Here is a 25,556-nt window from a genome sequence, read left to right as displayed (position 1 = left end):
TGGATTCCCGACAAGCCACTTCGGGAATGACGTGGGTTGTTCGGGACGGATTGAGTTGAGGTGAGTTGAGCCAGATTAAACAGAGTTGGGCTAATCTTAATTAGTTTTAAATAGTCTGGTCTATATTACCATCATTCCCACGTTGTCTTGGTGGGAACCCATTACTTGTTACTTTTTTATTCTTAATGGGAATCTATTACTTGTTGCTTGCTTACTTAAAACCACCAAAAACTGGATTCCCGACAAGCCACTTCGGGAATGACGTGGGTTGTTCGGGACGGATTGAGGTGAGTTGAGGTGAGTTGAGGTGAGTTGAGCCAGATTAAACAGGGCTAGATTAATCTTAATTAGTTTTAAATAGTCTGGGCTATATTACCGTCATTCCCACGTTGTCTTGTTGGGAATCCATTACTTGTTACTTTTTTATTCTTAGTGGGAATCTATTACATTGTGCTTTCTTACTTAAAACAACCAAACTGGATTCCCGACAAGCCACTTCGGGAATGACGTGGGTTAAGTCAATCATAATTAGCCTGAGCTATATTACCGTCATTCCCACGTTGTCTTGGTGGGAATCCATTACTTGATACTTCCTTGCTCAAAACAACCAAACTGGGTTCCCGACAAGATACTACGAGAATAATATTGCTTGATTTGATGTATAAAACGAGTACTTTATGAACATGGCGCTGTAATAAAATTGCAACAAATTATCGGTAAAATCGTTAGTAAGCATTTTTCACTTATGTCTTGCAGTCAAAGGCATTAACACCAGTTTGTTTATCTAACCTAAACAATTAGCGTGGATTATTTAACGGAGTCCCCCCCAATGCAACTTCTAGAAAAAGAACTCAGCTGGCTATCTTTTAATCATCGAGTATTACAAGAAGCACAAGACGAAGAAGTGCCATTGTTAGAGCGATTTAGATTTTTAGGGATCTATTCAAGTAACATGGATGAATTTTATCGGGTACGTGTTGCTAACGTTCGTCGTAAAGTACTTTTATCAAACAACCCACGACTTAAAGCACAGTCAGTCGCGTTATTTGACAGCATCCAAAATAAAGTTATCGATTTACAGACCTCTTTTGATGAAACTTATCAATTACTATTACAGCAACTTGATGAGCAAAATATTCATCTGATCAATGAAATGCAATTATCAGACAGCCATAAAATATGGTTAGATGAGTATTATAAAGACAAATTACGTCGTCATATTTTCCCTTTAATATTAAATGAAAACGTTAACTTGGCTGATCATATTAATGATGACGCAACTTACTTAATGGTATCGATGACTAAAAATAGCCTAGAGCAATATGCGTTAGTTGAAGTGCCAAGTAGTAACGTACCGCGTTTTCTCATTTTACCTGAACTCGAATCGACTAATGATAACGGTGACAAAGGTACCAGCATTATTTTACTCGATAATATTATTCGCCATAGTTTACATCACATATTTAACGGATTTTTTGAATTTGACAGTATCCATGCTTATTCAATGAAACTAACTCGCGATGCCGAATTTGACTTGAGTAATGAGTTCAGCCAAAGTTTGTTAGAGCAAATGTCATCAAGTTTAAAGAAACGCGTGCATGCTGAGCCCGTTCGTTTGGTTTATGATAAAAAAATGCCAAAAAGCATGCTGAACAGATTAACAAATTATTTAGGCATTACCTCTAACCACAGCTTAATTTCAGGTGGTCGTTACCACAGTTTTAAAGATTTCATTGAGTTTCCGTCTATTGGAGATAAAAATTTAGAACACGAAAAACTGCCTTCAATAGAACACCATCACTTCACTCGCTACAACAATGCTTTTACCGCAATAAAAGCCCGTGATATTTTGCTTTACTACCCATACCACAAGTTTTCACACTTTACTGAATGGCTGCGTCAGTCGGCGTATGATCCAAAAGTGAGTAAAATAGAAATATCACTATATCGCGTAGCTAAAAAATCACGCATTATCGCCGCGCTCAGTGAAGCCGTAAAAAATGGCAAAGAAGTATCGGTTAATATTGAATTACGCGCACGTTTTGACGAACAAGCTAACTTGCAATGGGCAGAAGTACTATCTAATGCAGGTGCAAATGTTACTTTTGGTATTCCAAGCTTGAAGGTACACGCCAAAATATGTTTAATCACCCGTAAAGAAGAAGGTAAAAGAGTACGTTATGCGCATATTGGCACAGGAAACTTCCATGAAAAAAATGCGAAGATTTATACTGATTTTAGTTTGTTTACCTGCCAAAAAGAAATAGCGGATGAAGTAGCGCAAGTATTTGAATTTATAAAGTTCCCTTACTTACCTTTTACTTTTAAACATTTAATGGTATCCCCAATCAATACTCGGCATTCACTTGAAGTATTAATTGATGCTGAAATTGAAGCAGCACTACGCAAAGAAGTTAATGGTATTACTCTTAAGGTTAATAACTTAGTTGATCAAGGTTTGATCAACAAGTTGTATCAAGCTAGTAATGCTGGCGTTAACATTAAATTAATCGTTCGTGGCGTATGCTCGTTAGTAACAGGCGTAACTAATCAAAGTGAAAATATTAGCGCAATAAGTGTGGTTGACCGTTATTTAGAGCACCCACGAGTAGCTATATTTCAAAATAAAGGTCAGTCAAAAGTTTACTTGTCATCCGCCGACTGGATGACACGCAACATTGATCGTCGTGTTGAAGTAGGTTGTCCTATTTATGATCCTGCAGTAAAGCAAAATATTATTGATATTATCAATATTCAAATAAATGACAACACCAAAGCCCGACTATTAGATACCGAGCAAACTAACCAATATCAAGGTGCAAGCTTTGGCGTTAAACAATCAATACAAAAAACGAACAAACATGCCTCAACAGTTCGCTCACAAATTGATATTTATCATTATCTGCTAGATCAACAACGAGAAGATACGCTTAATTTCAGCCCGTTAAAAAAAGAGCTAGTGGGGGCATAATGAATAACACTACCTATGATCAATCCAACACGCGAAAATTAGCAAAGAAAGAATCGGCTTCCAATACATTAACGTTAAAAGCTAATTCTACAAAAGCTAAGAAGCAATGCGTAAAACTAAACGCAAAACAAGAGAAGAAAACAGAAATACAATATAAGAAAAAACCTAAAATCCTTGCCAAAAGCACGGAAGATAATGTGATTACTAGCCCTCGCCATTTAGTCGCGGTTGATCTGGGATCTAATAGTTTTCACCTGATCATTGCTCGAGAGCAAGACGGTTGTTTGCAAATACTGCAACAAGACAAGCAATCTATTGGTCTTGCCGCAGGTTTAGATAAACATAACGTTTTGCAGCAAAATGTGATTGATAAAGCGATTAATTGTTTACGAGATTTCAACTTGTCCATTGTCGATTTACCTTATAGCGCTATTCGTATAGTCGCTACGCAAACGCTACGTGCGGCAACGAATATTGAAGATTTTAAAAAGCAAGCTCATCAAGTATTCCCTTACCCTATTGAAGTTATTTCTGGAAAATTAGAAGCAGAACTAATTTACAAAGGCGTTGCCCACACTCAACCATTACGCGGTGCGACCTTTATTATAGATATTGGTGGTGGTAGTACCGAACTGGTTATTGGTCATAACTTTGCAACATCAATTACCGACAGCTTGGCTATGGGCTGTATTAGCGTACAACAGAAGTTTTTTCTCGATGGTAGCATCACACCTACCGCTATGCGTAATGCGCAAGACTTTGCCCACAAACAGCTAGCTGGTATTGCCGATAGATATAGAGCGATAAAAAGCAAAACCATACTTGGCACTTCTGGCTCAATTAAAGTCATTAGCCAAGCAATGCTTGAACTATATGGCGATAATAAAATAACCGCCAAACGTTTAAACCGCTTGGTACAACAACTTATTCGCTGGCAACACTGTAACAACATACCTTTGCGTTCATTAGAAGACGCCAGACGCCCTATATTTGCTAGTGCTGTTGCAGTATTATCAAGTTGTTTTAACCAACTCGGTATTGAACAAATGAAGTTCAGTTTAGGTGGTTTACGTGAAGGTGTATTATATGGTTTAAGTCAATCACGTACCGACATTGATACCCGAGAAAGAACTATTCATAATTTAATAAAGTTATATCATGTTGATCAAGCCTTTAACCAAGGTGTTTTACAACAAATTACTTTAATAAAGCAGCAACTAAAAAAAACTAATGCGCAATTAAGTCATGCTGAATTTAGCTTACTGTGCTGGGCTGCTCAATTACACGAAATAGGCATTGCAATAAATTCAAGTAAACACCAAAAACATGGTGCTTATATTATTGAACATAGCGATATGCCTGGTTTTAGCGAGAGCGAAAAAGAAATAATAACCTTACTGGTTCGAAACCATCGCGGTAAAATCAATTTAGATAGCATTAAAGTATACAATCTTAAGTTAGCGCATAAACTTGAAAATGAATTTGCCAATGAGATGAATAATGCTATTGAAGATGAACTAGACCATGAGTTTGAGTTTCAACCTAGCAATAGCAGTGCCCGCATTACTCCTAATCAAAATAATATGATCATCAGCGAACAGCGTATTGGCTTATTAATACAATTATTACGTTTGGCAATAATATTCACCCAAGGACGCGTACAAACATTAACGACCTCAGTAATAGTTGACCATGATGAAGATGAATTGTTTATTTCACATGTAGGCGAGTCTGAATTACAAAAGAAATTATTAAAAGAAATAGAAAAACAAGCTAAAGCAGGTTTGGCATTACGGATTACGGCATAAGAAATAATAAGTGAGTGCTGTCAGGTAAGAAAAGAAAATTTAGATTGGTATTACTTAAAAATATTAGCCCTGTTGATGCAAATTGTAATATGCATCAACAGGGCTTTTTTGTTTTTAAAAAGCATTATAAATAAAAATTTAAAATACCAGCTAAACGAAAAAAGCTCACCGCAGGTTAATACGATGAGCTTGATGTTAGTATTCACTATTTGAATGATGAGCTCTGCTTTACATTAGCTGAGCTCATTTTAGTTGAGCTGAGTTTAGTTGAATTCAACTAAACTAATAGAGGTCAATCAGTACGTTTCTCAAACGAAAACTCTGCTGCTAATTCAGCTTTACCGCTCCCATCACGTGGTGTTGTGTAAAACTCAACATTGAGTAAATCGTTAGTATTATCTAACTCAATGTGAGCAAAGCCCCAAACAAAACTTTGTGACCAAAGTAGTTCATATTGCGGATAACGTTTTTCCTGTTGTTCAGCAAAAGGCGTATGTTTGCCGCGCATTTTTGCTGCTGCGCCACTGATAATTAACGGAAATGGCGCGCGCTTTTTGGCTAATAAATTAGCGTTATCATCGGCTTTATCTAAGCTATTAGGGTAAAGCGAACAGTCATCTGTTAATAACTCTAAATCATGTTCATGACCAGCTACATACGCATCGGCATATTCACATAATGACGGTAATAATAACTTTCTAAGCACATGACCTTCACTGTATTTAGTACCGCCGATAGACCACAAAATATGGTGTCCATAAACAATCTTCCATTTAGCCTTCGATTTTTCTAAACCGTCAGCTAACCATGCTAATTGCTTTTCGTCTTCATCTTGAATAGGTAATTCATGGGCTTCAGGTTGCTCTAACTCAGCGCTACCATCTTTAAGAGCTTGGGGTAAATCACCCTCGCTACCGTCTTTATTTAATGGTACTTCGTGGAACACTTGTCCAGAAAGTAACATATTAGTATCTAGTACAAAAAACTCTACATCGTTACCAGGTTCGCCAATAGTGTATTTATAATACCCTTGCTCACCTAGAGTAAAGTTTTTTTGCTTGGCCATCCATTCTGTTTGTAAGGCTACGCCATGACGAGAACTTTTCCAGTCGTGATTACCTAATGCTGAATACACCATAATATCTGGATTTTCAGCTATTAATGGTTTAATTGGCGCAAGGATCAAATCATCCATACGAGTTTGATCATCTTTCCCGTCATCAGCGCCTGCACCATCAGGGTAAATGTTATCACCTAATTGTAGGGCAAACTCACAAACTTTTTCACGACAAACTTCGGTCATAGCTAAACCTACCGCTTGTGCTCCACCCTGCTCTGTAGCAATGTCAGTATTTGGGTAAACGTAAATTGGCGCGTGATCAAATTCGCTCATTGGGCGGTAATCTTCTACCCAATCGGCTTTTTCTGCTTCAATAAACTGTTCTTTATTCTTAGGATATTTAATGTGTTTTTCTTTTGGGTAGTCAACGTGATAACCACCATCACCAAAAGCTAAAAAATTAATATTCCGGGTGGCTCCATTGTCTGGTTGTACAACAGAGTTCGCTACTTTTTGGCTAGCGGCATTATTAACAGCATTACTGTCTACATTGCTACAACTTGTGATATAGCCAACACTCATTAGTGCTAAAGATAATGTTGCTATTGGAAACTTTTTTTGTGAAACGGGTTTGTTCACTAATAAATTGTTTGATGTTTTATTTTTCATAATAAACTCACTTAAAACGATTACGTACATAAATAAAAAACTCAGACTCCGTTAAGGCTTAACTATTTAGAGATGTAAGAGTTGAAACACTTACTTAGCAAATACCAAGTAAGTGTTTGCAGGAGAAGTTACAAACTTATAAAGACGTAATGGTAATACCTAACTGAAAGCTACGGCCATATTCTTCATATTGGTAGTTATATTGTATTTCGTTGTGGTAAAGGTAATACGGTTCATCATTTAGATTTACTGCATTAAAATACAATTGCGTGGTGTTGTTAATGTAATACTTGGCGCTAAAATCAATTTGCATGTGCGCATCTTGATAAACGTCGCTGTCGTTATCCGTGAATTGGAAATTTTCACTTTTATAGTTTGAGCTTAAACGCAGGCTAATATCACTGTTTTCGTAACCAATCATCAAGTTACCCACAGTATCAGCTTGGTTAGGCAGTTTTTCATCGGCTTCAACAAAAGTACCGTTTGCGCCAAGTAATAATCCTGAATCAAAAGTTTTATTCCAAGCTAACTCTATACCGGTAAGTGAAGCGCTACCGCCATTTTGTGGTTGAATAACTTCATCAAAACCATCCCAATTGCCATTGTCTTGAACCTCCTCATGGATAATATAATTATCGATGTCTTTATAAAATAGTCCTGCCGATAATACACCTATGGTGCCTGGGTAATATTCAAGACTTAAATCAAGGTTATTTGACTCATATGGATCAAGCTCTGGGTTACCTGCTTCGGCTTTACGTTCAGTTTCAATTGCGCCATCTTCTTCGGTAACTTCAGTTTCAATGATTTGATAAGCAGCGCTATCACTAAATGTTGGTCTAGCAATTGTTTGCGTGTAGGCAAAACGACTGACTAGTTTGTCACTAAAGTTATAACGAACGTTAACGCTTGGAAAGAAATTAGCGTAATCTTTTGATCCTTGCCACGGGGTAATATTTACGGTTTCGCTGTCATCTGACTCATCTACGATTAAATCAACTTTATGACCCGTTGTGCTAAAGCGAGTATCCTCGTAACGTACACCAGCAACAATATTCCAGCTGTTAATGTCGATTGACGCCATAGCATACAAAGCTAATACGTCTTCTGTACTTGTGTATGAGTTACCTTGACTTTCAATCTCAGATTCAATGCTATTAAAGTCAAAATTACTTTTATTATTAGCAATGTAGTTACTTAATTGATCTCGAGATATACCAGGACCAAAATCACCTAAATTAAAATCAACAGTATCGGTTGCAAAATTTTGACCGGTGATATCATCACCTGCGTTGTCGATAAATCCGCCATCAAAAACTGACTCATTAACATTGTTAATTTTCTCACGAGTACGGTATTTACCACCAAACTTCACTAAGCCATTGTAGTTTTGTAAAACAAAATCTTTGGTTAAATCTAATGCGAGAGTATATTCTTCATCTTCTGCAATATTATCACCGTACACTACTTCGTCTAACGGGAAGTTGTTTAAATCTTGCGAAGCAGGCTCAAATGTTAATTGTGGAATTTCGCCCGGTGTTGCATAACCAAAATTTAATCCTTCTGCGGCAAAAACAGCTTCGACGCTACCAGGCTCTTTTTCATTGGCTTTTGAATAACCAAAGCTATATTCAACTAACCAGTCGTTTAGTTGGTTTTCGCCGCCAACAATTACCGACATAATTTCTTGTACTTCATAACGGTCTTTAGTTTCACGAGCCACTTCGCCATCAGAAAATTGAGCACTGGTATCGGTACGTGAAACTAAATCGATAGCGCCTGAATCATATTTATATTGATTTAATAAGCGGTACTCATCATCAGAAAATTTGCTATAAAGCGTGCGTAAGTAGTATTGATCTGTCGCGGAAGTGTACAAGTCAAAGTTTAATGCTGCTCCCATACGTTCGCGTTCTATATTGTAAAGACGCTGTTCAATTTCTTCGGTACCAAACACTTCAACATCATCGCCCGTTGCTGCATCTTTATATTCAAAGTTGCTCCAACCACTGCCTGATTCTACGTTATGTGAACCAAATTCACGTTTAAACCATGAAACTGCGCCAGCAACACCTAATTGAACACCATCATCTAAGGTATAAATATCAGTGTAGCTTCCCGACAGCTTAGGGCTGGTTTCTGAGACTAATTCGTTATAAGAACCTTGTGCGGTAAATGAATAGCTTTGACCATTTCGATCAAAAGCGGTTAAACTTTTCACTTCAATAGAACCACCAATGGCACTTGCATCCATATCTGGCGTTACTGTTTTACTAACTTCAAGTGATGAAATAAGCTCACTCGGAATTACATCTAACGCAACACTTCTAACGCCAGCTTCTGGTGACGGTACATTTAAACCATTGATAGTGACATTGTTAAGGTTTGGATCAATACCGCGAATACCAACAAAGCGACCTTCGCCTTGGTCTCGTTCGATAAATATACCAGGCATACGTTGTAAAGCTTCTGCCGCATTTTGGTCTGGCAGTTGGCCAATACCGTCACTACTGATCACCGAAACTAAATTATTGGCATTTTTTTGTCTGTTAAGCGCACTAGCTTGACCCGCTCTTTGGCCATAAACAATCACGTTGTCTATTTCTCTTTCATTGGCTTTAACACTACCAATTATAAAGTTTTGCGAGAATACTTGGCCGTCAATTACCGATATTTTTTGTTCTACATTAGGGCTACCAATGTATTTAATAACTAAGGTGTAATCCCCTTCTGGTAAGTCGGAAAAACGAAATGAACCATCACGTTGACTAACCGTTTTTAAGTTAAGTTCTTTAATTTCAACATCTGCGCCTTGAAAATACACCTTGTTATTAACATCAGTTACTCGCCCTTCAATTACACTATCAGCTAGCACTGCAGGCGCAGTTAAAAGCGTTAAGCTGCCAGCTAAGGCAAGGGTGAGTTTATTAAGTTTAAAGTTATTATTATAAAGATTCGCTAAAGAAAGTTTCATGTTATTCATTGCTCTCAGGCTATTTAAGTTTTGTTGCACAGTGTTTTAAATCGTTAAAACCATTTAAAGCACTTATGTACAAATTAAGATTGCGGCTAAGGTAATGAGAAAAGATGACAGTAAGATGACACAATTACAGTGATTGAAACGTTAAGCATTAAATTAAGACTTAAACCCCCTATTAACAATAGGGTTGAGCAATAAATCATGAAGGGTGAGCTAATTTGACCCCTCATTTTTAGGTGAAAATTCAAAAATTTGATACTCAGCACTAATTTATTCTAAGTAATAGTTGGTAATTATTTTATTTAAGTAAAAAAACTGTCATCTGTGTGAGCTAATATCACCTTGGTATTAAATTTGAGCTTTATCATACTCCAGCTGCAAACAAGCTAAATCAAAGCAAGGCTCAATAGAAATGTTCGGCTATTAATTTTTTAAATTATTAGAGGAAAACTTCTAAGTGACTAATATTATTGTTCTACTCACTTTCATTATCCCGAACTCAGGTTATTTAGAAATATCTGTTTAAAGATTAGCCTTAACAAAATTACCCTAATTAAGATTACAGGATTTACCATGAACAGATCTTTTATAAAATATCATTCACCTTTGGTTATTATTTTATTTTTTGTCCTAACGGCAGTAATTAGCTGTACCTTTGCCTTGGGTGAATTAAAAGTAAGCAATGAAATAGATTACTTTGACATATTAGGTGAAGGCGGAATGACCATTATTACCTTAGTGTGGATTGGCTTTATTTTAATGAGTAGACCAGCAGGTAAAGTTACTAATTGGCTTTTTTCAGGTCTGTTACTAATGAATATGTCAATGCTATTAGACTTTATGGATGAGTTTATCAAATATCCCGACAATAATGCTTGGCTCACCACTTTAGATTCATTACCCGCCCCATTTGGCATGGTAATAATGAGCATTGCTTTATATCAATGGTATCAAGAACAAATGACAATAAATGCACAACTAAGACGAACAGAACGTGTATATAGAGATCACACACTTACTGATTTTATTACCGGTTTATACAGTGCTAAATATATGAAGCAGCAAATAAAGCATCAGTTGCTTTACAGTAAAAGCAGTAATAAGCCTTTTACTTTAATGATGATAGATATTCGCCAATTTGATCAATTCAATCGACAACACGGGTATCAACAAGGTGATAATTTATTACGTGAAATCGGTCAAGTTATTACCATGAACATTAGAGATAAAGATTTAGCCTGTAGATATGCCAGTGACCGATTTATTGTATTATTACCCGATACAAGTAACGAAACTGCCGAAACATTTGCTTGGCATATTGAAAATAGCTTAGCGAATTTAGCCTTTAAAGTGGGTAGTGACCTAAAAGCCAATTATCAGGAAATAACCTTATGTAGCAAAGAGTACAATGGTACTGAAAGTAATTACCAAGTTCTTGAATTATTAAACCTAAAAATGGAAGTAACTAAAAAACAAAACCCCTATCCTTTAGGTAATAATTCGCTTGGTAAACAGGTTGCCTAATGAAAGGTTATGAGCGCCACGATGAAGTACTTAATACTCAGCAACTCTTGCTAAGTATTATAGACTTAGCGACTCAGCGCGGTGCTCACCCAGATAAACTACTTAAAGGTACTAAGTTATTTTATAATGATTTAACCCGAGTCAACGTTAATAAAAAGCCGGTAACTTGCTCGGCAAATACCTTACTTACCGTAATAGAAAACTGCTCAAAATTAGTAAAAGGCAATGAAATTAGTTTTTTATTAGGGCGACGTTACTTCCCATCTCACTTAGGTTTACTTGGTCAAGCGTTAATGAATTGTCGACATTTAGCCGACATGTTGCGTTTATGCCAATGCTTTCAACTTGACTGTTTTCCGTTAATGAACCTAACAATCAAAACATTTAACGATAAAAGTTACCTTATTTTTCAAAGTGCGGTTGGCAAACTATCAAGTAATCAACAAATTTTTATCACCGAATTCATGTTAAGCGCACTTCTTGGCGCGATGAAATACCGCTGCGGTGAATTGCCTGAGCTTAAAATTCATCTTGATTATGCAAAGGTACAGCACATTGAGCAATATCACGTACATTTAAATATGAACAATCATGAAAACATTCAATTTGATCAACAAATATGTATGCTAACTATCGCGTCAAAACAACTTTACTTACCGTTTAACGACAGTGCCAATAGTTTAAAAGTCCTTGCTCTACAACAAATGAGACAAGTTGCTAAACTTAATAACAAACACTACCCCATTAGTTTTACCTTGCAACTTATTCGTTATATCAACCAAGGTTTAGCAAATAATGTTGCTGTTTCACAAGAATGTTGTGCACAACATTTTGGGTATAGCAGTGCCACTTTAAAACGAAAACTAGCGAGTCATTCGTTAAATTATCAAGGCATTATTGATAATATTCGTAGCCAACAGGCTATTTTTCAATTAATTATTTGTCACGATAGCAATGAAAAAATAGCCGATGCATTGTACTTTACCGACGTCAGTAATTTTAGAAAGGCGTTTAAGCGCTGGACGGGGATGACACCAAATTCAATGCGTGAACAACAGTGTTTTTTTTAACTGTTTTTTTAACCTTGTTTAGCTGATAGCTGGTTAAATAGTCAAAAGGTTTAAAGAGCTAATTGTGCTTGTTGAAAAGTAGAACGTAAATAACTTAGTAGAGTTTCTTATTATTTCAATTCCACAAAATCAACATAAAAATAACATAACATTAACAGACTCTACCACTTGACCTATAAAAAAGTAACATTTACAATGCGCTCGAAATGGATTTTAGGTATAAATGATTAGCAAACTTTAGCTTTGAATCCGCGTTAAACCATTTCAATTTATTTCTTATCAATATTTACCATTAACACTATATAAAGGATTTATATAATGAAAAAAACTGCATTATTCTTAGGTTTATCTTTACTATCTACTGCTGCACTTGCAAACGATTACAACACTCAAGTTAACCTTGACTACCTTACCTATGATGATTACAACACAATAGGTCTTTCTGGCACATACTACTTTGATAAAGTAACTACAGCTAATACCGCTTGGTCTGAAGCTGCTTTTATGGGTAGAAACAACAGTGCTACGCTTGGTTACGTAAACATTGACGGTGATGCTTACGGATTAAATCTAAGTGGTGATTATTACCATAAAAACATCTTTGTTGGCCTAGATGTTAATTATGTTGACGTAGATGGTGGCAGTAGCGATACAGGCTTTAAAGGTGAACTAGGTTATTTCTTTGCACAAAACTGGTTAGTATCTGTTTCAGGCTCTGATGAAGAGTTTTCTGACTCTTTAGCACTTAACACTAAATACATTGCCACATTAGATAATGGCTCATTTATTAATGTGGAAGCTTCATACCTTAATGATGACAGTGACTTCACAGCTGCTGCTGACTATTTCTGGACAGCACAATCTAGCGTTGGACTTAGCCTTTCAACTGAAGATAATTACAATTTCGGCATCAACGCAGAACATTTTTTCACGCCTGCAATTGCAATGAAATTAGCTTACATTTCTTTAGACTCTGATGATGCAGTTTCTGTTGGTTTAACTGGTCGCTTTTAATCGTTAAATTCGATAGTTAAAGCAAAAAAATTGAATCCCAACTAGCGATAAGCACTATCGTTATCTGGGGTTCATTTAAATAAGTAGAGATCCCCTCTCTACTTATGAATCCTTACCCGTAAAAACACCGTACAACACATTAAGTGTTGTACGCATAAAAATGCCAAGTACTCTTACTAATATCCATTGAATCATATAACTTTTGTGCATCATTATTTTCAGGATCTGTTACCCATTGCAACCTGCTAGCACCTTTTATAGATGCAAACTGATGACAATGCTCTACTAACTTTCTACCAATTCCTTTACCGCGCACATCTTTCACCGTGTATAAATCATTAAGTATCGCTACTTTAGAAATAATGCTTGATGCATAGCTAAAGTACACAGTGGCAAAACCGACAACAACGCCATTATCACGATAGAGAAACTGACAGCCCGCAGGATTAGATTCGCCAAATTGAGAGAAGAATATTTCATTTTTAGCATCTGAAATATCTGCCACATGATAAAACTCCTGATAAGCACGGATCAGTGGTAATACTTCAGAAAGATTTTTGTTCGTTACAACTTCAATCACAATATATCCTTATTAACTAAGATGATGATTATTAAATTTATTGGCTATTCTTAAGTACTTATAAAATTAAGTAATACATCAAATAAAGCACTAAGTAAATCACAAGCTAAAACGAAAAAAGAGTAAAACACGAAACCTGTTTTACTCTTTTATATTGGGCCTACTATAGACTTAGCTTATATCAGTTTGATTAGCTATTATTCCATTTCCATACTGACACATGAAGGCGGTAGTTGTTCTGGAGTAAGGTCTTCACCATTAACACAACTCCAAATAATTTTACCTTCATCCGTTTCTGCTGGCACAAAGATAAGTTCACCTTTTTTTGTTTTGACAGAAAGTACCATATTGTCTGCATCAATAGACATTTGTGAACCATCACCTAATTCTGAATTAATATTTATCGCAGCTAACGACTCAGGAACTACTTGATTATTTTCATAATAACTAGCAAGTGCATCGCGGGTATCTTGAGTGCTAATAATATTCGACGTTAAAATTGCTTTAGTTGTATACGCTTGATATGCAGGAAGTGCTATAGCGGCTAAAACACCAACAACATAAACTAGAATCAACACACCAAAACCAGCGCCTAAACGGCCAGCAAAAGGAACAAAAGCAGCTAGAAAATATGATAAAATATTACGCTTAGGCATTTTAGCATCAACATCCATAACGCGTGCTGCACGTTTAGTTAACCAAGGATAGCCTGCGGTTAATTCATGGAACGACATCCAAAAGCCCGTTGAATGATTAGCTTGTTTTACATAAGACACGACATCAAGTGTTTTCCAACGTTCAACACCAGCAGAAAGTGCTGCAAGTGCACGAGCAGCGCCTTCTGGAGATTTACAACATGCTAAACCATGACGATCACAGGTAGTTTCGCGTGCTCGCGAATAAGCCGCACCCAGTAATGGTAACCAAAGTACTGGCCAGCGAAATAACCCACCATTTAAATGTTTCATTCGTAAATGACCAAGTTCATGACCAATATAGAAACTTACGCCATCATCATGTTGTTCCATGGCATCCACAACATCTGTCATTAATACCACATATTCTGAACCAAGAAACTTTGTTGCAAAAGCATTTAAACCACCATTGCCATTTAGAATGTAGGCTTGTGGACGTGATTTTATTTCTAATTGATCGCAGCACGTCACAAATTGCGCGTATAAATCAGGAAATTGCTCTTCTGATAACTCAACACCATTACCTTTAATATGAGCAATTAATGCCGATTGAATAAATAAATATAATACGAAGCCGAATGCCAATATAAACAACGCAACTCCGAATGTTCCTATAATTAATCCTAACCAAGCTATGATGCCTAAAACTAGGGTAATAACACCCAGAGTACGTTCTTTGGGGTAGGTAAGTTCGCTAATTTTTATTCTCAATTTCAATGTCCTTTTGACTAGTTTTAAGTGTTTTTTACGTGGTAAATATTAGGTGTAGAATCTTAATTTTATACCTACTAAATTCCATGTTCATTTTATGAACCAACAAGTTAACATAACTTATAGTTACTTAGTAAGTTAAATTATCTGAACATTAATTTATACATAGTTTCGAACATCACTTTGAACATTGTGAGAATATTAACTTCTTAGTAAAACCTACCTATCAACTCTCACCGCTTGTATTATTAGTCGCTGTGTTTTGGCGGTGTTTGTTGCTTCAAATGGATAACAGGTAATCAGTGTTATCATGGTTCCATCTGCAAATAGATAAGGTGTTGTATCCGATTCGGAAACTATATCTATAGTAATCACACGGTAAGTGAGTACTTCCCCTTGCTGGTCTTCTAATAAAAATTCTGCGTCAAGCTCAATGCCTTCTAACACCGAAAAATGACTGTCATTGTGAGCTGAAATTACAGTATTGCCATATTGATTAGGCTTTGCCGAATCTTCAAGCCAAGATGGGGCGAATGCCATTGTACGGCCTGTCATGCCAGCTAAAATTATCCAATTTGTTGCTGTTTGTAGATTTTTGTCTACATAAGTAAGTTTAGCGATGGGATAACTATCCGCCCATTGCCACGGTAAATATTTATTATCTTTATCTTTACCCAATAAGGCTTTTTGCCAAGCTTGCTCAAGTAACACTTGCGCAAGCACAGATTTAGCATACATATAACTGGGTTTAATCAATAATAAACAGGCAATAAAGATCAAGCCGAATAATATTACCCTGCAAACTTTCATCCTCTCTTTCTCGATGGCAGTAGCAACAACGATATGGCTGACATTATTAATAAACTTATTGCCGCATTAAACTGCCATTGCCAGTTTAATGCGGTTGACGGTAGTTTTTGTCCCGCAGGTAGCGTATTGGTTAACTGTTTAGTTTTAGCTGTTTGGTTGGGTGGTCGAGATACTTCTTTTTCTACCGCAACCAAGCTAGTGAATGGTGTGATCAAATGATATTCAAGAGCCAACTCAATAATATTAGCTTTCGCCTCAGGCTCTTTATATAGCATCAATTGACGAAAATGATCAGCAATTTTACGCCTCGCCCATAATGTTGCGAGTGGGGGGATATTTTTCTCTGTAAGAGATACTTGTTGCAAATCATCATCAGCAATAAAGTCAGGCTTAGGCATGACAGCAACGTTTTCATCAAGTGGAGATTTAACGATTACTGACCATGCTTTTCCTTGGTAAATACCGCTAAGTAAACTATCTGCTTTCTGCCCTGTTATTTGATAACTTAAAAATAGCGGTTCACCTGCATAAACATCTGGAATAGGATTTGGTGTTGTATTAATCGTAACACTTCCTTGTTTTGCATTGCGGTGATCATGCTCAACATTTAACATTAAATTGGTCAGAACTGGTTGGCTCAGTTTAGAAAAAAGACTATTCATCTCTTTAACAAGCTCACTATGGTTGCTGATAAATTGATAACTACCGCGACCAATCTCTGCTGCCTTTTTCATAAAATAACGATTAGGGGCGCTACCCAAACCAACCGTAAATAATCGTTTATTTCCTATATTCTTAGCTAGCTCTGAAAAGATTTCTGCTTCATTCCCCACAGCACCATCAGTTAAAAATACAATTTGCTGTAGCTTTTTATTTTCATCAATATATTTATTTTGCAGCTCTTCACCCTGGGTATCATTTGTCTGAGTTTGAATTTTAGTTTTGTAATAGGTACTTACTTTTGGTTTAAGTGCTAAATTCAAAGCAGATTTAATCTCAGTTCCGCCTGTAGATTGTAATTCTGAAACAAAACGCCAAGCCTGTTGTTTATGTTTATTATTTGCGCTTACAGGTGCAGAAAAAAGTTGCGTAGGATATGAATTAAAAGCGATTAATTGAAAGCTGTCATGCTCAGTTAAACTGCTAAGTGCATACTTAAACGCTTGCTTAGCTTGATCTAACGAACTACCCGCCATAGAACCTGAAGTATCTAAAATAAAAGTTAATTCACGCGGTACTTTGACCTTGTTTTTATTCTTGCTGTTCGCTAACGACTCTGGCAAAGCTCCGGGTAAAACCATTAATAAGCCATAATGTTTATCGTGATACTTTTGTTGAAAATTCAATACTTGCGGTAAATCTTGCTGTTGATATTGCCAAGTTAATTTAAAGTCTTTATTCATCGGCTGCTCTACTAATTTAAGCGCATAATGCCCAGTTGATTTTTGTGTTGAAATGAGCGAATGATTAATACTGTTGACTTGATCTAACACGGCACCAGAGAAAAGGTTAACCGATAAATCAATCGTTTGATTAGCGACTTTGGTTTGATAAGCCAAATCTGGCAAAGCTTGGTCAGAGAAAGAATCATCAATGTGATATGCTTGCCCTGAACGCGAGTTTTCACTTGGCTCAGCTGAACTTGAATTTATCATTCGATTAGGTTGGTACCTTGGCGTTATCGCCATCGGGAAATGTAAACTAAACTCCCCTGCTTGATCATCTACTTTATGAAAGTTTACTTGTTGGAAATAAGTCAGCTCTACTTCCACCGTTTCATTCGGTGGAATATTAGCAATATGCGTAGTAAATAAATTAGGTCGATGTTGCTCAACTAAAGCGGCTTTCCTGCCATTTTTTTTGGCTTTATTGAACGTTTCTCTTGCTTGTTTTTTTTCTTGAATCTCACCAATAATAACCCGTTCACCAACACGCATAATCAGTTGATTGATGGCTGAATCATCAGGTAACGGAAAAGCATAAACGCCATGCTGCCACTGCTTACTCGCGTTGGTAAATTTTTGTTTAACTTTCACATTCGCGACAATGCCATTAATGATTATATCTACTTGGGTTTTAAGCTGTGGTGCTTGTAAAAATTGTTTACTGTTACTTTGCTTAAACAACAATGTACCGCTACTTACGTCATTTAAATTTACCTCATCCCAATTGGGGCTGTTGACTTCTGCATTATTTAAATTCGCGCTATTTTCTATTTCGTAAGCGTTACTTCCCATAGAAATAAAAACGCCTGCAACATTAATGAAAAGCACACCAGAAATAATAAGGGTATTGATAAAAGTCGGGCTGAATTTCATGCCGTTCTCCAGAAATAAGAATAAAAAATAGCCGAGTTATCAAAATGGATATCAATAGTGATATCACTTATTAACTAATATTAATTAGCATCAGTTAATATTGATAAGCCTAGATAACGACAACTCGGCAAGAGGAGGTTTAAAAATGCGTTATACCAAATAAAAATGATTTATTGGTATTACTCCATCTTTTCAATGGCTTCGTCGTGGTGTGTATGGGCAAAAGTTTGTTCTATTTCAGTAACTTGCTCTACTTCAGTTAACTGTGCTGTTTCATTCACTTGCTCAGCTTCAACAACTTGCTCAGGAGCGAATAATTGCACATCAACACGACGATCATTAAAGTCACTGTTTTTAGTGCGATTTACTTGCAACGACTGAGTTTCACCAAATGCTTGGGTGTGAATATCGTTTTCATTAACCCCTAACTTCACGAGCATTAATTTAACTGACTCAATTCTTGCTTTTGAAAGCTTCAAATTACTCTCTTCACTGCCACTTGAATCTGAATGACCGGATAAGTTAACTGACAACTCAGGATTTTCTTGCATCATCATTGCTAAATGATTGATTTGCGGCTCATAAAAAGATTCAACTTTTGATGAATCAACATCAAATCTAAGATTTAACTTGAGCTGCTCTAATTGCTCAGCTTGGCTTAACATATTGTTTGAACTATTTGCTGTTGACGCTAATTCTTGAGTCAATTGTTGTTTTTCTTGCTCACTTTGCATTAACAAATTCGCTAAATTTTGTTTGTCATCATTAATGGCTTGCATTGCTAAATTGTTTTGCTTCAAGCGTACATCAGCTTGTTCAATCAACTCTTGTCTATCGTGTGATTGACCGATAAGCACACCAACAGTGCCAGCAACCACAGCCCCAAGTGGACCCGCAATTAAGCCACCAAGAATAACGCCAGTGCCAAAACCAATACTTTCACTGGTATTGTCTGTGTCTTCAATTGCTGTTGACGCCATAACAGGTGCTGTAGCTAATGCTAAAATGATGCTTGATACGATTAATTGTTTTTTCATGGTGATACCCTTTTCAATGTTTTGTGTAGTGTTTTAGTTACTTTTGTAAGTAGTGTTTAAGTTCAAGACTGCCTAACTGATTCGTTAAATTGGCTTAATCTTGTTTACGGAATCTATTAAACAACAGTGAAATGGCAAAACAGGGGTTGAAAAATGGCAATGTGATGAGCAATTGTGGCAAAAAAATGGCAATTGCGGTTTTGCTCTTTTTATGTGAGATTTTATGGTAGATAATGATTTTAAGTTAGTTGCTAGCAAATCTCAGCCGCAACACACGCAGTTACACTCACAGAAATACACGCAGAAATAAACGCAGAAACAGAAGCCGTAAACAGGACACTCAATGAGCCGAACTATAGCTATCGTTGAAGACGATACCTCCATCAGAAAAAATTACACTGAGCTATTGCAAAAGCAAGGCTATAAAGTGCAAGCCTATAGCAACCGTAAAGAAGCTCAACTTGCCCTAACAGAAAAACTACCTGATTTAGCAATAATTGATATTGGCTTAGAGGATGAAATAGATGGCGGTTTTATTCTTTGCCAAGCATTACGGCAACTTTCTAGCTCTCTGCCAATCATTTTTTTGACTGCACGTGACAACGATTTTGACACGGTAAGCGGTTTGCGCATGGGCGCTGATGATTATTTAACTAAAGATATTAGTTTGCCACATATGCTCGCCCGCATTGCCGCATTATTTAGACGCATTGAGGCCAGCCATAAACCAACACGTTTAGAAGATAACATTGTTAGTGGCTCAGTCACCTTGTGCCTTGAGCGTATGTTAGTACATTGGCAACAACAATTAATTGAGCTAACCGTAACCGAATTTTGGTTAGTACACTCTTTGGTAAAAGTACCAGGGCATGTAAAGAGTCGCCAGCAATTAATGGAAGACGCTAAAGTATTTGTTGATGACAGTACTATTACCTCACATATCAAACGTATTCGTAAAAAGTTTATTCAGCTCGATGAAAACTTTGACTGTATTGATGCGGTTTATGGTATGGGTTATCGCTGGAAAGCAGATTAATTATGAAACGTAATCGCGATCCTGCTCGCTCTGTTTTTCCTTTTAACCTTAACTTAACTTTCAAACCTAGGTTTGGCTTACGTAGCAAACTATTTTTGTTATCGTTATTTTTATTTGCCATCCCGTTATTAGGTTATCAATACGTATGGGAAATGGAAAAATATTTACGTATCGGTCAAGAAAAAACCTTAATGGGCACAGTTCGCGCAGTAGCAACGGCACTACATGAACGTCCGACATTATTTGATAAGCAAGCTAGCTTTTTACCACAAGTGCAAAAAGGTAGAGATTTATACGCTTACCCCATTGTTGATCCTATCCAACTTGATGGCCAGTTAGATGATTGGCGAAATCAACAGCGCGCGTTAAATTATCAGCAAGATTATTTACTTGAAGGAGATGATTTTTATCAGCCAGAAAGCCTTTCTTTTAAGCATATGGTTGGCATTTACCAAAGTCACCTTTATGCTTATTTTGACGTAACTGACGATAGCATTGTCTATCGCCCCAAAAATAGTTTACGTATTGATAATAATGATTTATTACAAATTGCCTTTATCACTCCAGCAGGTGATTTTCGTCGGTATATAATCGCCACCAAAGCACCGGGTTGGTTAACCGCATATGAAATTGATATCAGCTCAGGGCTTACCTCAACACTTAACCCTGCGCAAAACTCATCAACGACTTATGGAGGAAATAAACCGCTAGCGCCAGAGCCTAGAATTCAAGGAATGTGGAGTGAAACCGAACAAGGTTATACTATTGAATTACGTTTGCCATTATCAATGCTTGGCAGCCAGTTAAGTTTTGCCATCTCAGATATTGATAACAATTCAAGCTCAACGCAACGTATTACCATAGGTACTTCAGCCTTTGCCCAAGCAGATCAATTAGGCACAGTATTATTACCCTCTCCTGAAATTGAACGTATTATTAAAGGTTTAGATCACAGTGAATCGCGTATTTGGGTGGTAGACAAACACGGTCGCGTTTTAGCCAAAGCAGGCGATATTAAAAACTCAGATGGCTTGTGGGGTAAAATGACACAGCCTGCCTTAGCGGATACCTGGTATCGACCATTGCAAGAACAATTGTTAGCGATATATAACAAAATCTTAACTACACCACCTAAAGATTTTAATGATCAACTTTATGACGTCGCTCAGCTTGAAGGTAGTCATTTAACCAAAGCGTTAACTGGTGAAAGCGGTGCTTCATGGCGGTTAACTTCCGACAATAAAGCGGTTATTTTATCTGCGGCTTACCCCATTTACAGTGACGGCGAAGTACAAGGCGCGGTAATTGCTGAAGAAACCACAAACGGTATACGCTCTTTACGAAATCAAGCCTTACAAAGTTGGTTTAATATTATTATCGCGGTAATGGGATTAGGCACTTTTGGCTTGTTTATGTTTGCTTCTCGAACCTCAAATCGTATTCGCGCATTACGTAATCAAACAGAGCAAGCGATTGATGAACAAGGTAAAATAATTCAAGCGATACCACTGAGTAAAGCCTCTGATGAAGTGGGTGATTTACAACGAAGTTTTGCTTTAATGGTGCAACGCTTAGGACAATATACACAATATTTGCAAGGGATGTCGGCGAGTTTATCGCACGAATTAAGAACCCCTGTTGCCGTGGTAAAATCATCTTTAGAATCATTAGAGCTTGATTTACCCGCCAGCCAAGACAACGTATACATGCACAGAGCTAAAGAAGGCGTTAATCGTTTATCAACTATTTTAACCTTAATGAGCGAAGCAACCCGATTAGAGCAAAGTTTACAAAACAGTGAGCGAATTGACTACTCTATCGACGAAGTTGTGCGTGGTTGCGTGCAAGGTTATCAATTAACCCAACCACAACAAGAATTTGATTTAGTTATTGATTTGGTAATTGATTCATTTGATCGAAAGGAAGTAGAGAAAACGGTAAATCCCAATCTTTCAACAAGTTCTATTGATGCTACAACAAAAACAATTAAACGAAAAAATTGGGTTAACGGCGGCCCAGAATTACTCGCCCAACTGCTTGATAAATTGCTCGCTAACGCAGTTGAGTTTGCCGCTGAAAATACCATCATAGATATAAGGTTAAGTCGTAAAAATGATCTGTATATTTTAACGATAAGTAATATTGGTGAATTATTACCTGAAGCGATGCAAGAGCGTTTATTTGATTCTATGGTGTCGGTGCGCAAAAACAACCAATCATTTTCTACCACTAAGCATAACGAAATGAGCCCGCAACAACAGCCTCATTTGGGATTAGGCTTATATATAGCGCAATTAATTGCACAATTTCATCAGGGTAAAATTGAGATTATTAATAATGAAAGTGCAACTGGTGTTGATGCAATAGTGACAATTCCTACGGTTAAGTAAAAGCGCATAAAAAACGCCCATAAAAAAACGCTTACATTACGGTAAGCGTTTTCAGTTTTTCAGTTTTTCAGTTTTTCAGTAATAATAATTAGCGATTAATATATCAGCTAATAACTAAATCAACTTAATTTTAGTTAACTCAACTTAGAAGTCATATTCATAAGATACTTCAAAGGTAACCCCACGAGTAGCACTACGCATTAAAGTATCGTCAAATTCAAGTCGTTTAGTTTGATCTAAAATGTTTTGCACTTTAAAGTTCAGCTTAGACGAGAATGTTGGGTAGTAGGTATACACTAAATCTAGTGAGTTAAATGGTTCTTCATAGGCATCACCTTTGCCATCAATACCGGCAATGATAATACGCTCAGCAAACACGTTGTAAGCAAGTGTCGCACTGTGATTTCCATTTGGTGCATCCCAACCTAAGTTCATATTCACTACCCAAGGTGAGTGACCTGTCATCGCTCTTGTTGGATTCGTGATTGTAGTAGACACGCCTGTTTGGTCTACAACACTTTGCGTATCGATATTGATTTCAGATTCACTTACCGTGAAGTTACCCGATAAGAAGAAGTCTGAACCATGCATACCCGCAAAGCTACCTAAGAAGTTAAAGTCTTTTAAGAATTCAACTTCAATACCATATAAATAACCGTCTTCAGCGTTAGCAATTCTGATTAATGGTGGACCATCTTGTGCTGGCGATTGAACCGCTTCAATAGGGTTAAGCATGTCTTTATAGAATAAACCAACCGATAAGTTATCACCGCTTTGTAAGTACCATTCCCAACGAAGGTCATAGTTATCAATTGCTGTGTTAGTTACGCTTGGCGTACCACCAACTGGGAAACCCGTTAATGGATCAATGTAAGTTGCTGGCGCTACTTCGCGAATATCTGGGCGAATAGTTGTTTGCGCAAATGAACCACGAAATTGCATGGTTTCGCTCATTACATACGTTAAAGCTATTGCACCAAATACATCGTCATCTTTATAAGTTAGTGCTAATAAATCTTCATCTGTTGGTGCTGAAGGTAAATCAAACTGACCTGTTGCTGGGTCTAATGGGGCAACAACTTGGCTAAATGTTTCATAACGTAAACCTAAATCAATACGCCATTTTTGGGCGATAAAGAAGTCGGTATCAATGTAATAAGCATCAACCATTTGGCCTGAGTAATAATCATCACCTGCAATTGAAGTATCACGGGCAATAGAATCGTTACCTGATAACGGCTGATTTAGCATCACATCTTCAGTTAATATCTCATTCATTTGATAGCCAGTTAAATCAAGGCCGTCAAAAGCAAGAGTATTAATATCAATACGTCTTGCTGTAGCATCACGTGTTTTTTGAGTAAAATTACCACCCGCGGTAATTTCTAACTCTACGTCGCTAAAGTGAAATGGTAATGAAAAATTAAAGCCGTAGTTTTCAACATTATCATCTAAGTTTTGGTAGCTATAACGAGACGCTGTATTAGCATTTCGTAATGAGCTTTCGTTAATAGGGTCAAATATTCCATCTTCTGGTTGACCGTTTGCTCCATCAGCTAAAATATAACGTGTTGAAATATTACCTGGCGCATAACGGTTAGAGCGTGCATCAGAGTAGAACCAATCAAAACCTAAGTTCCAGAACTGAGAAAAGTTATGTGTACCACGAACTTGGTTAGAAATCATTTCACGTTCTTCGTAAATAACCACACTGTCGCGTAAACGTAAACCATCACTAACAGTTACGTTGTTACTGTTACCTACTTTGTCGAGAATTTGGTCATTTGTATCATGTAAAATCAACGAGTTAAATTCTAAACGGTGATCTTTTAAAATTTCTAAACCAAAATTGAACATACCAGAGAAGCGTACATTATTGGTTGTTGAATCAATTTGATCATAACCACGTACCATAGTCCAACTATCGTCTTCGCCGTCTTTGCCTTCTTGGAAAGTAAAGTCTTGGCCTTCATACATTTCTTGTACAAGCCATTTATTATCATAAGAAACGGCACTTAAAAAACCTATACTAAAGTCATCAAAGTCGTATCTATCACCCAAAGTGACATTAAAGCCAGTGTTTGGATTAATGCTTGTTTCTTGTGGTTCATAATTGCGGTTCATTTGCGCCGCAATTTCACGGTTATCTTGTTGTGACAAATCATTAAGTGATTCGTAATTTCCCCACAATTCTTTCAATGGTGCAGGTGCTGCGCGAGTACCGTCATCTTTACCGTACCAATCATCGCTGCCACCATCGTAGGTTAAGCCACCATCAAAGTTGTTAGTATTGCCACCAAGCTTACCTTGCATGGTAAACACAAAATCACTTGGAATACTTTTCAAACGTATATCAATGTTACCACCACCAAAATGCGCTGGCAGGTTAACTGAGTAAGATTTTTGTACTGCTAATGATTCAACAATAGACGATGGAAATAAATCAAGCGGGATAACCGTTCTAGTTGGGTCTGGGCTTGGTACCGCTGCGCCGTTTAATTGTGTGCTTGAATAGCGCTCACCTAAACCACGAATATAAATATATTTACCATCAACCAAAGTAACACCTGTTACTCGTCGTAATGCCGCTGCTGCATCAGAGTCACCGGTACGTGATATTTGCTCTGCACCAATAATGTCGGCGATAAAAGCTTGATCACGACGCTCTTGCATTACGGCACTCGCTGTACCTTTTAAGCGACTTGCCTTAACAATCACTTCTTCTATGGCTGCATCATCTGCAGCATCTGTTTCTGCCGATGTAGCGGCATAAACTGGGCTGATTGCTAAACTTGCTGCAATGGCAAGACTTAAACGTTTCAACGTTGTTTTCATGTTGACCTCATTAACGAAGATTTTACTGAGTATTAGATATAAGGAAGA

15 protein-coding genes are annotated in these 25,556 nt (G+C 37.1%); 7 read left to right on the top strand and 8 right to left on the bottom strand.

Annotated elements, in window-relative coordinates; translation table 11 throughout:
- Positions 1–829: 829 nt before the first annotated feature.
- Both ppk1 and CWS31_RS14025 read left to right on the top strand, forming a co-directional pair.
- A complete protein-coding gene (ppk1, locus tag CWS31_RS14030) occupies positions 830–2,971 on the top strand; it encodes a polyphosphate kinase 1 (protein ID WP_101343683.1) in 2,142 nt (713 codons plus the stop codon).
- Positions 2,971–4,779: a Ppx/GppA phosphatase family protein gene (locus CWS31_RS14025; protein WP_101343682.1), complete on the top strand. Its 1,809-nt coding sequence runs from the start codon at positions 2,971–2,973 to the stop codon at positions 4,777–4,779. Before ppk1 ends, CWS31_RS14025 begins: the two co-directional genes overlap by 1 nt.
- A 292-nt stretch (positions 4,780–5,071) precedes the next feature.
- On the opposite strand, the gene CWS31_RS14020 is transcribed toward CWS31_RS14025, so the two are convergent.
- The gene (locus CWS31_RS14020) at positions 5,072–6,508 is read right to left on the bottom strand and encodes a metallophosphoesterase (RefSeq protein ID WP_246143542.1); all 1,437 of its coding nucleotides are present in this window, start codon (positions 6,506–6,508) and stop codon (positions 5,072–5,074) included.
- Between the two features lie 136 nt (positions 6,509–6,644).
- A complete protein-coding gene (locus CWS31_RS14015; RefSeq protein WP_101343681.1) occupies positions 6,645–9,482 on the bottom strand; it encodes a TonB-dependent receptor in 2,838 nt (945 codons plus the stop codon).
- Between the two features lie 579 nt (positions 9,483–10,061).
- Here CWS31_RS14015 and CWS31_RS14010 point away from each other — a divergent pair.
- From CWS31_RS14010 to CWS31_RS14000, 3 genes are all read left to right on the top strand, one after another.
- Positions 10,062–11,012, top strand: a complete 951-nt coding sequence (locus CWS31_RS14010) for a GGDEF domain-containing protein (protein WP_101343680.1) — start codon at positions 10,062–10,064, stop codon at positions 11,010–11,012.
- The gene (locus CWS31_RS14005) at positions 11,012–12,082 is read left to right on the top strand and encodes an AraC family transcriptional regulator (RefSeq protein WP_101343679.1); all 1,071 of its coding nucleotides are present in this window, start codon (positions 11,012–11,014) and stop codon (positions 12,080–12,082) included. The genes CWS31_RS14010 and CWS31_RS14005 overlap by 1 nt, the downstream gene beginning before the upstream one ends.
- 318 nt (positions 12,083–12,400) lie before the next feature.
- On the top strand, positions 12,401–13,096 hold the full coding sequence (locus CWS31_RS14000) for a putative porin (protein WP_101343678.1): 696 nt from the start codon (positions 12,401–12,403) through the stop codon (positions 13,094–13,096).
- Between the two features lie 139 nt (positions 13,097–13,235).
- Here the strand turns inward: CWS31_RS14000 and CWS31_RS13995 are convergent, their stop codons facing one another.
- The 5 genes from CWS31_RS13995 to pdsO form a co-directional block, all read right to left on the bottom strand.
- Complete coding sequence (locus CWS31_RS13995) at positions 13,236–13,676, bottom strand: GNAT family N-acetyltransferase (RefSeq protein ID WP_101343677.1); 441 nt, start codon at positions 13,674–13,676, stop codon at positions 13,236–13,238.
- 197 nt (positions 13,677–13,873) lie between these two features.
- Positions 13,874–15,082 carry a M48 family metalloprotease gene (locus CWS31_RS13990; protein WP_211355838.1) on the bottom strand — a complete coding sequence of 403 codons (1,209 nt, stop codon included), beginning with the start codon at positions 15,080–15,082 and terminating at the stop codon, positions 13,874–13,876.
- Between the two features lie 219 nt (positions 15,083–15,301).
- Positions 15,302–15,892 (bottom strand): class GN sortase, encoded by a 591-nt coding sequence (locus CWS31_RS13985; protein WP_101343676.1) that lies wholly within the window; start codon positions 15,890–15,892, stop codon positions 15,302–15,304.
- On the bottom strand, positions 15,889–18,210 hold the full coding sequence (locus CWS31_RS13980; RefSeq protein WP_101343675.1) for a marine proteobacterial sortase target protein: 2,322 nt from the start codon (positions 18,208–18,210) through the stop codon (positions 15,889–15,891). The genes CWS31_RS13985 and CWS31_RS13980 overlap by 4 nt, the downstream gene beginning before the upstream one ends.
- Positions 18,211–18,389: 179 nt before the next feature.
- The gene (gene pdsO / locus CWS31_RS13975) at positions 18,390–19,247 is read right to left on the bottom strand and encodes a sortase-associated OmpA-like protein PdsO (protein ID WP_101343674.1); all 858 of its coding nucleotides are present in this window, start codon (positions 19,245–19,247) and stop codon (positions 18,390–18,392) included.
- A 343-nt stretch (positions 19,248–19,590) separates the two neighbouring features.
- Here pdsO and pdsR point away from each other — a divergent pair, with 343 nt between their 5' ends.
- Together pdsR and pdsS are read left to right on the top strand one after the other, a co-directional pair.
- The gene (gene pdsR / locus CWS31_RS13970) at positions 19,591–20,283 is read left to right on the top strand and encodes a proteobacterial dedicated sortase system response regulator (RefSeq protein WP_101343673.1); all 693 of its coding nucleotides are present in this window, start codon (positions 19,591–19,593) and stop codon (positions 20,281–20,283) included.
- Between the two features lie 2 nt (positions 20,284–20,285).
- Positions 20,286–22,673 (top strand): proteobacterial dedicated sortase system histidine kinase, encoded by a 2,388-nt coding sequence (pdsS, locus tag CWS31_RS13965; RefSeq protein ID WP_101343672.1) that lies wholly within the window; start codon positions 20,286–20,288, stop codon positions 22,671–22,673.
- A gap of 144 nt (positions 22,674–22,817) precedes the next feature.
- On the opposite strand, the gene CWS31_RS13960 is transcribed toward pdsS, so the two are convergent.
- Positions 22,818–25,508, bottom strand: coding sequence for a TonB-dependent receptor domain-containing protein (locus tag CWS31_RS13960; RefSeq protein WP_101343671.1), 2,691 nt, complete (start codon positions 25,506–25,508; stop codon positions 22,818–22,820).
- Positions 25,509–25,556: the final 48 nt, after the last annotated feature.

The organism is Colwellia echini (assembly GCF_002843355.2).
Lineage (GTDB): Bacteria > Pseudomonadota > Gammaproteobacteria > Enterobacterales > Alteromonadaceae > Colwellia > Colwellia echini.
This window is presented reverse-complemented; position numbering and strand designations above follow the sequence as displayed.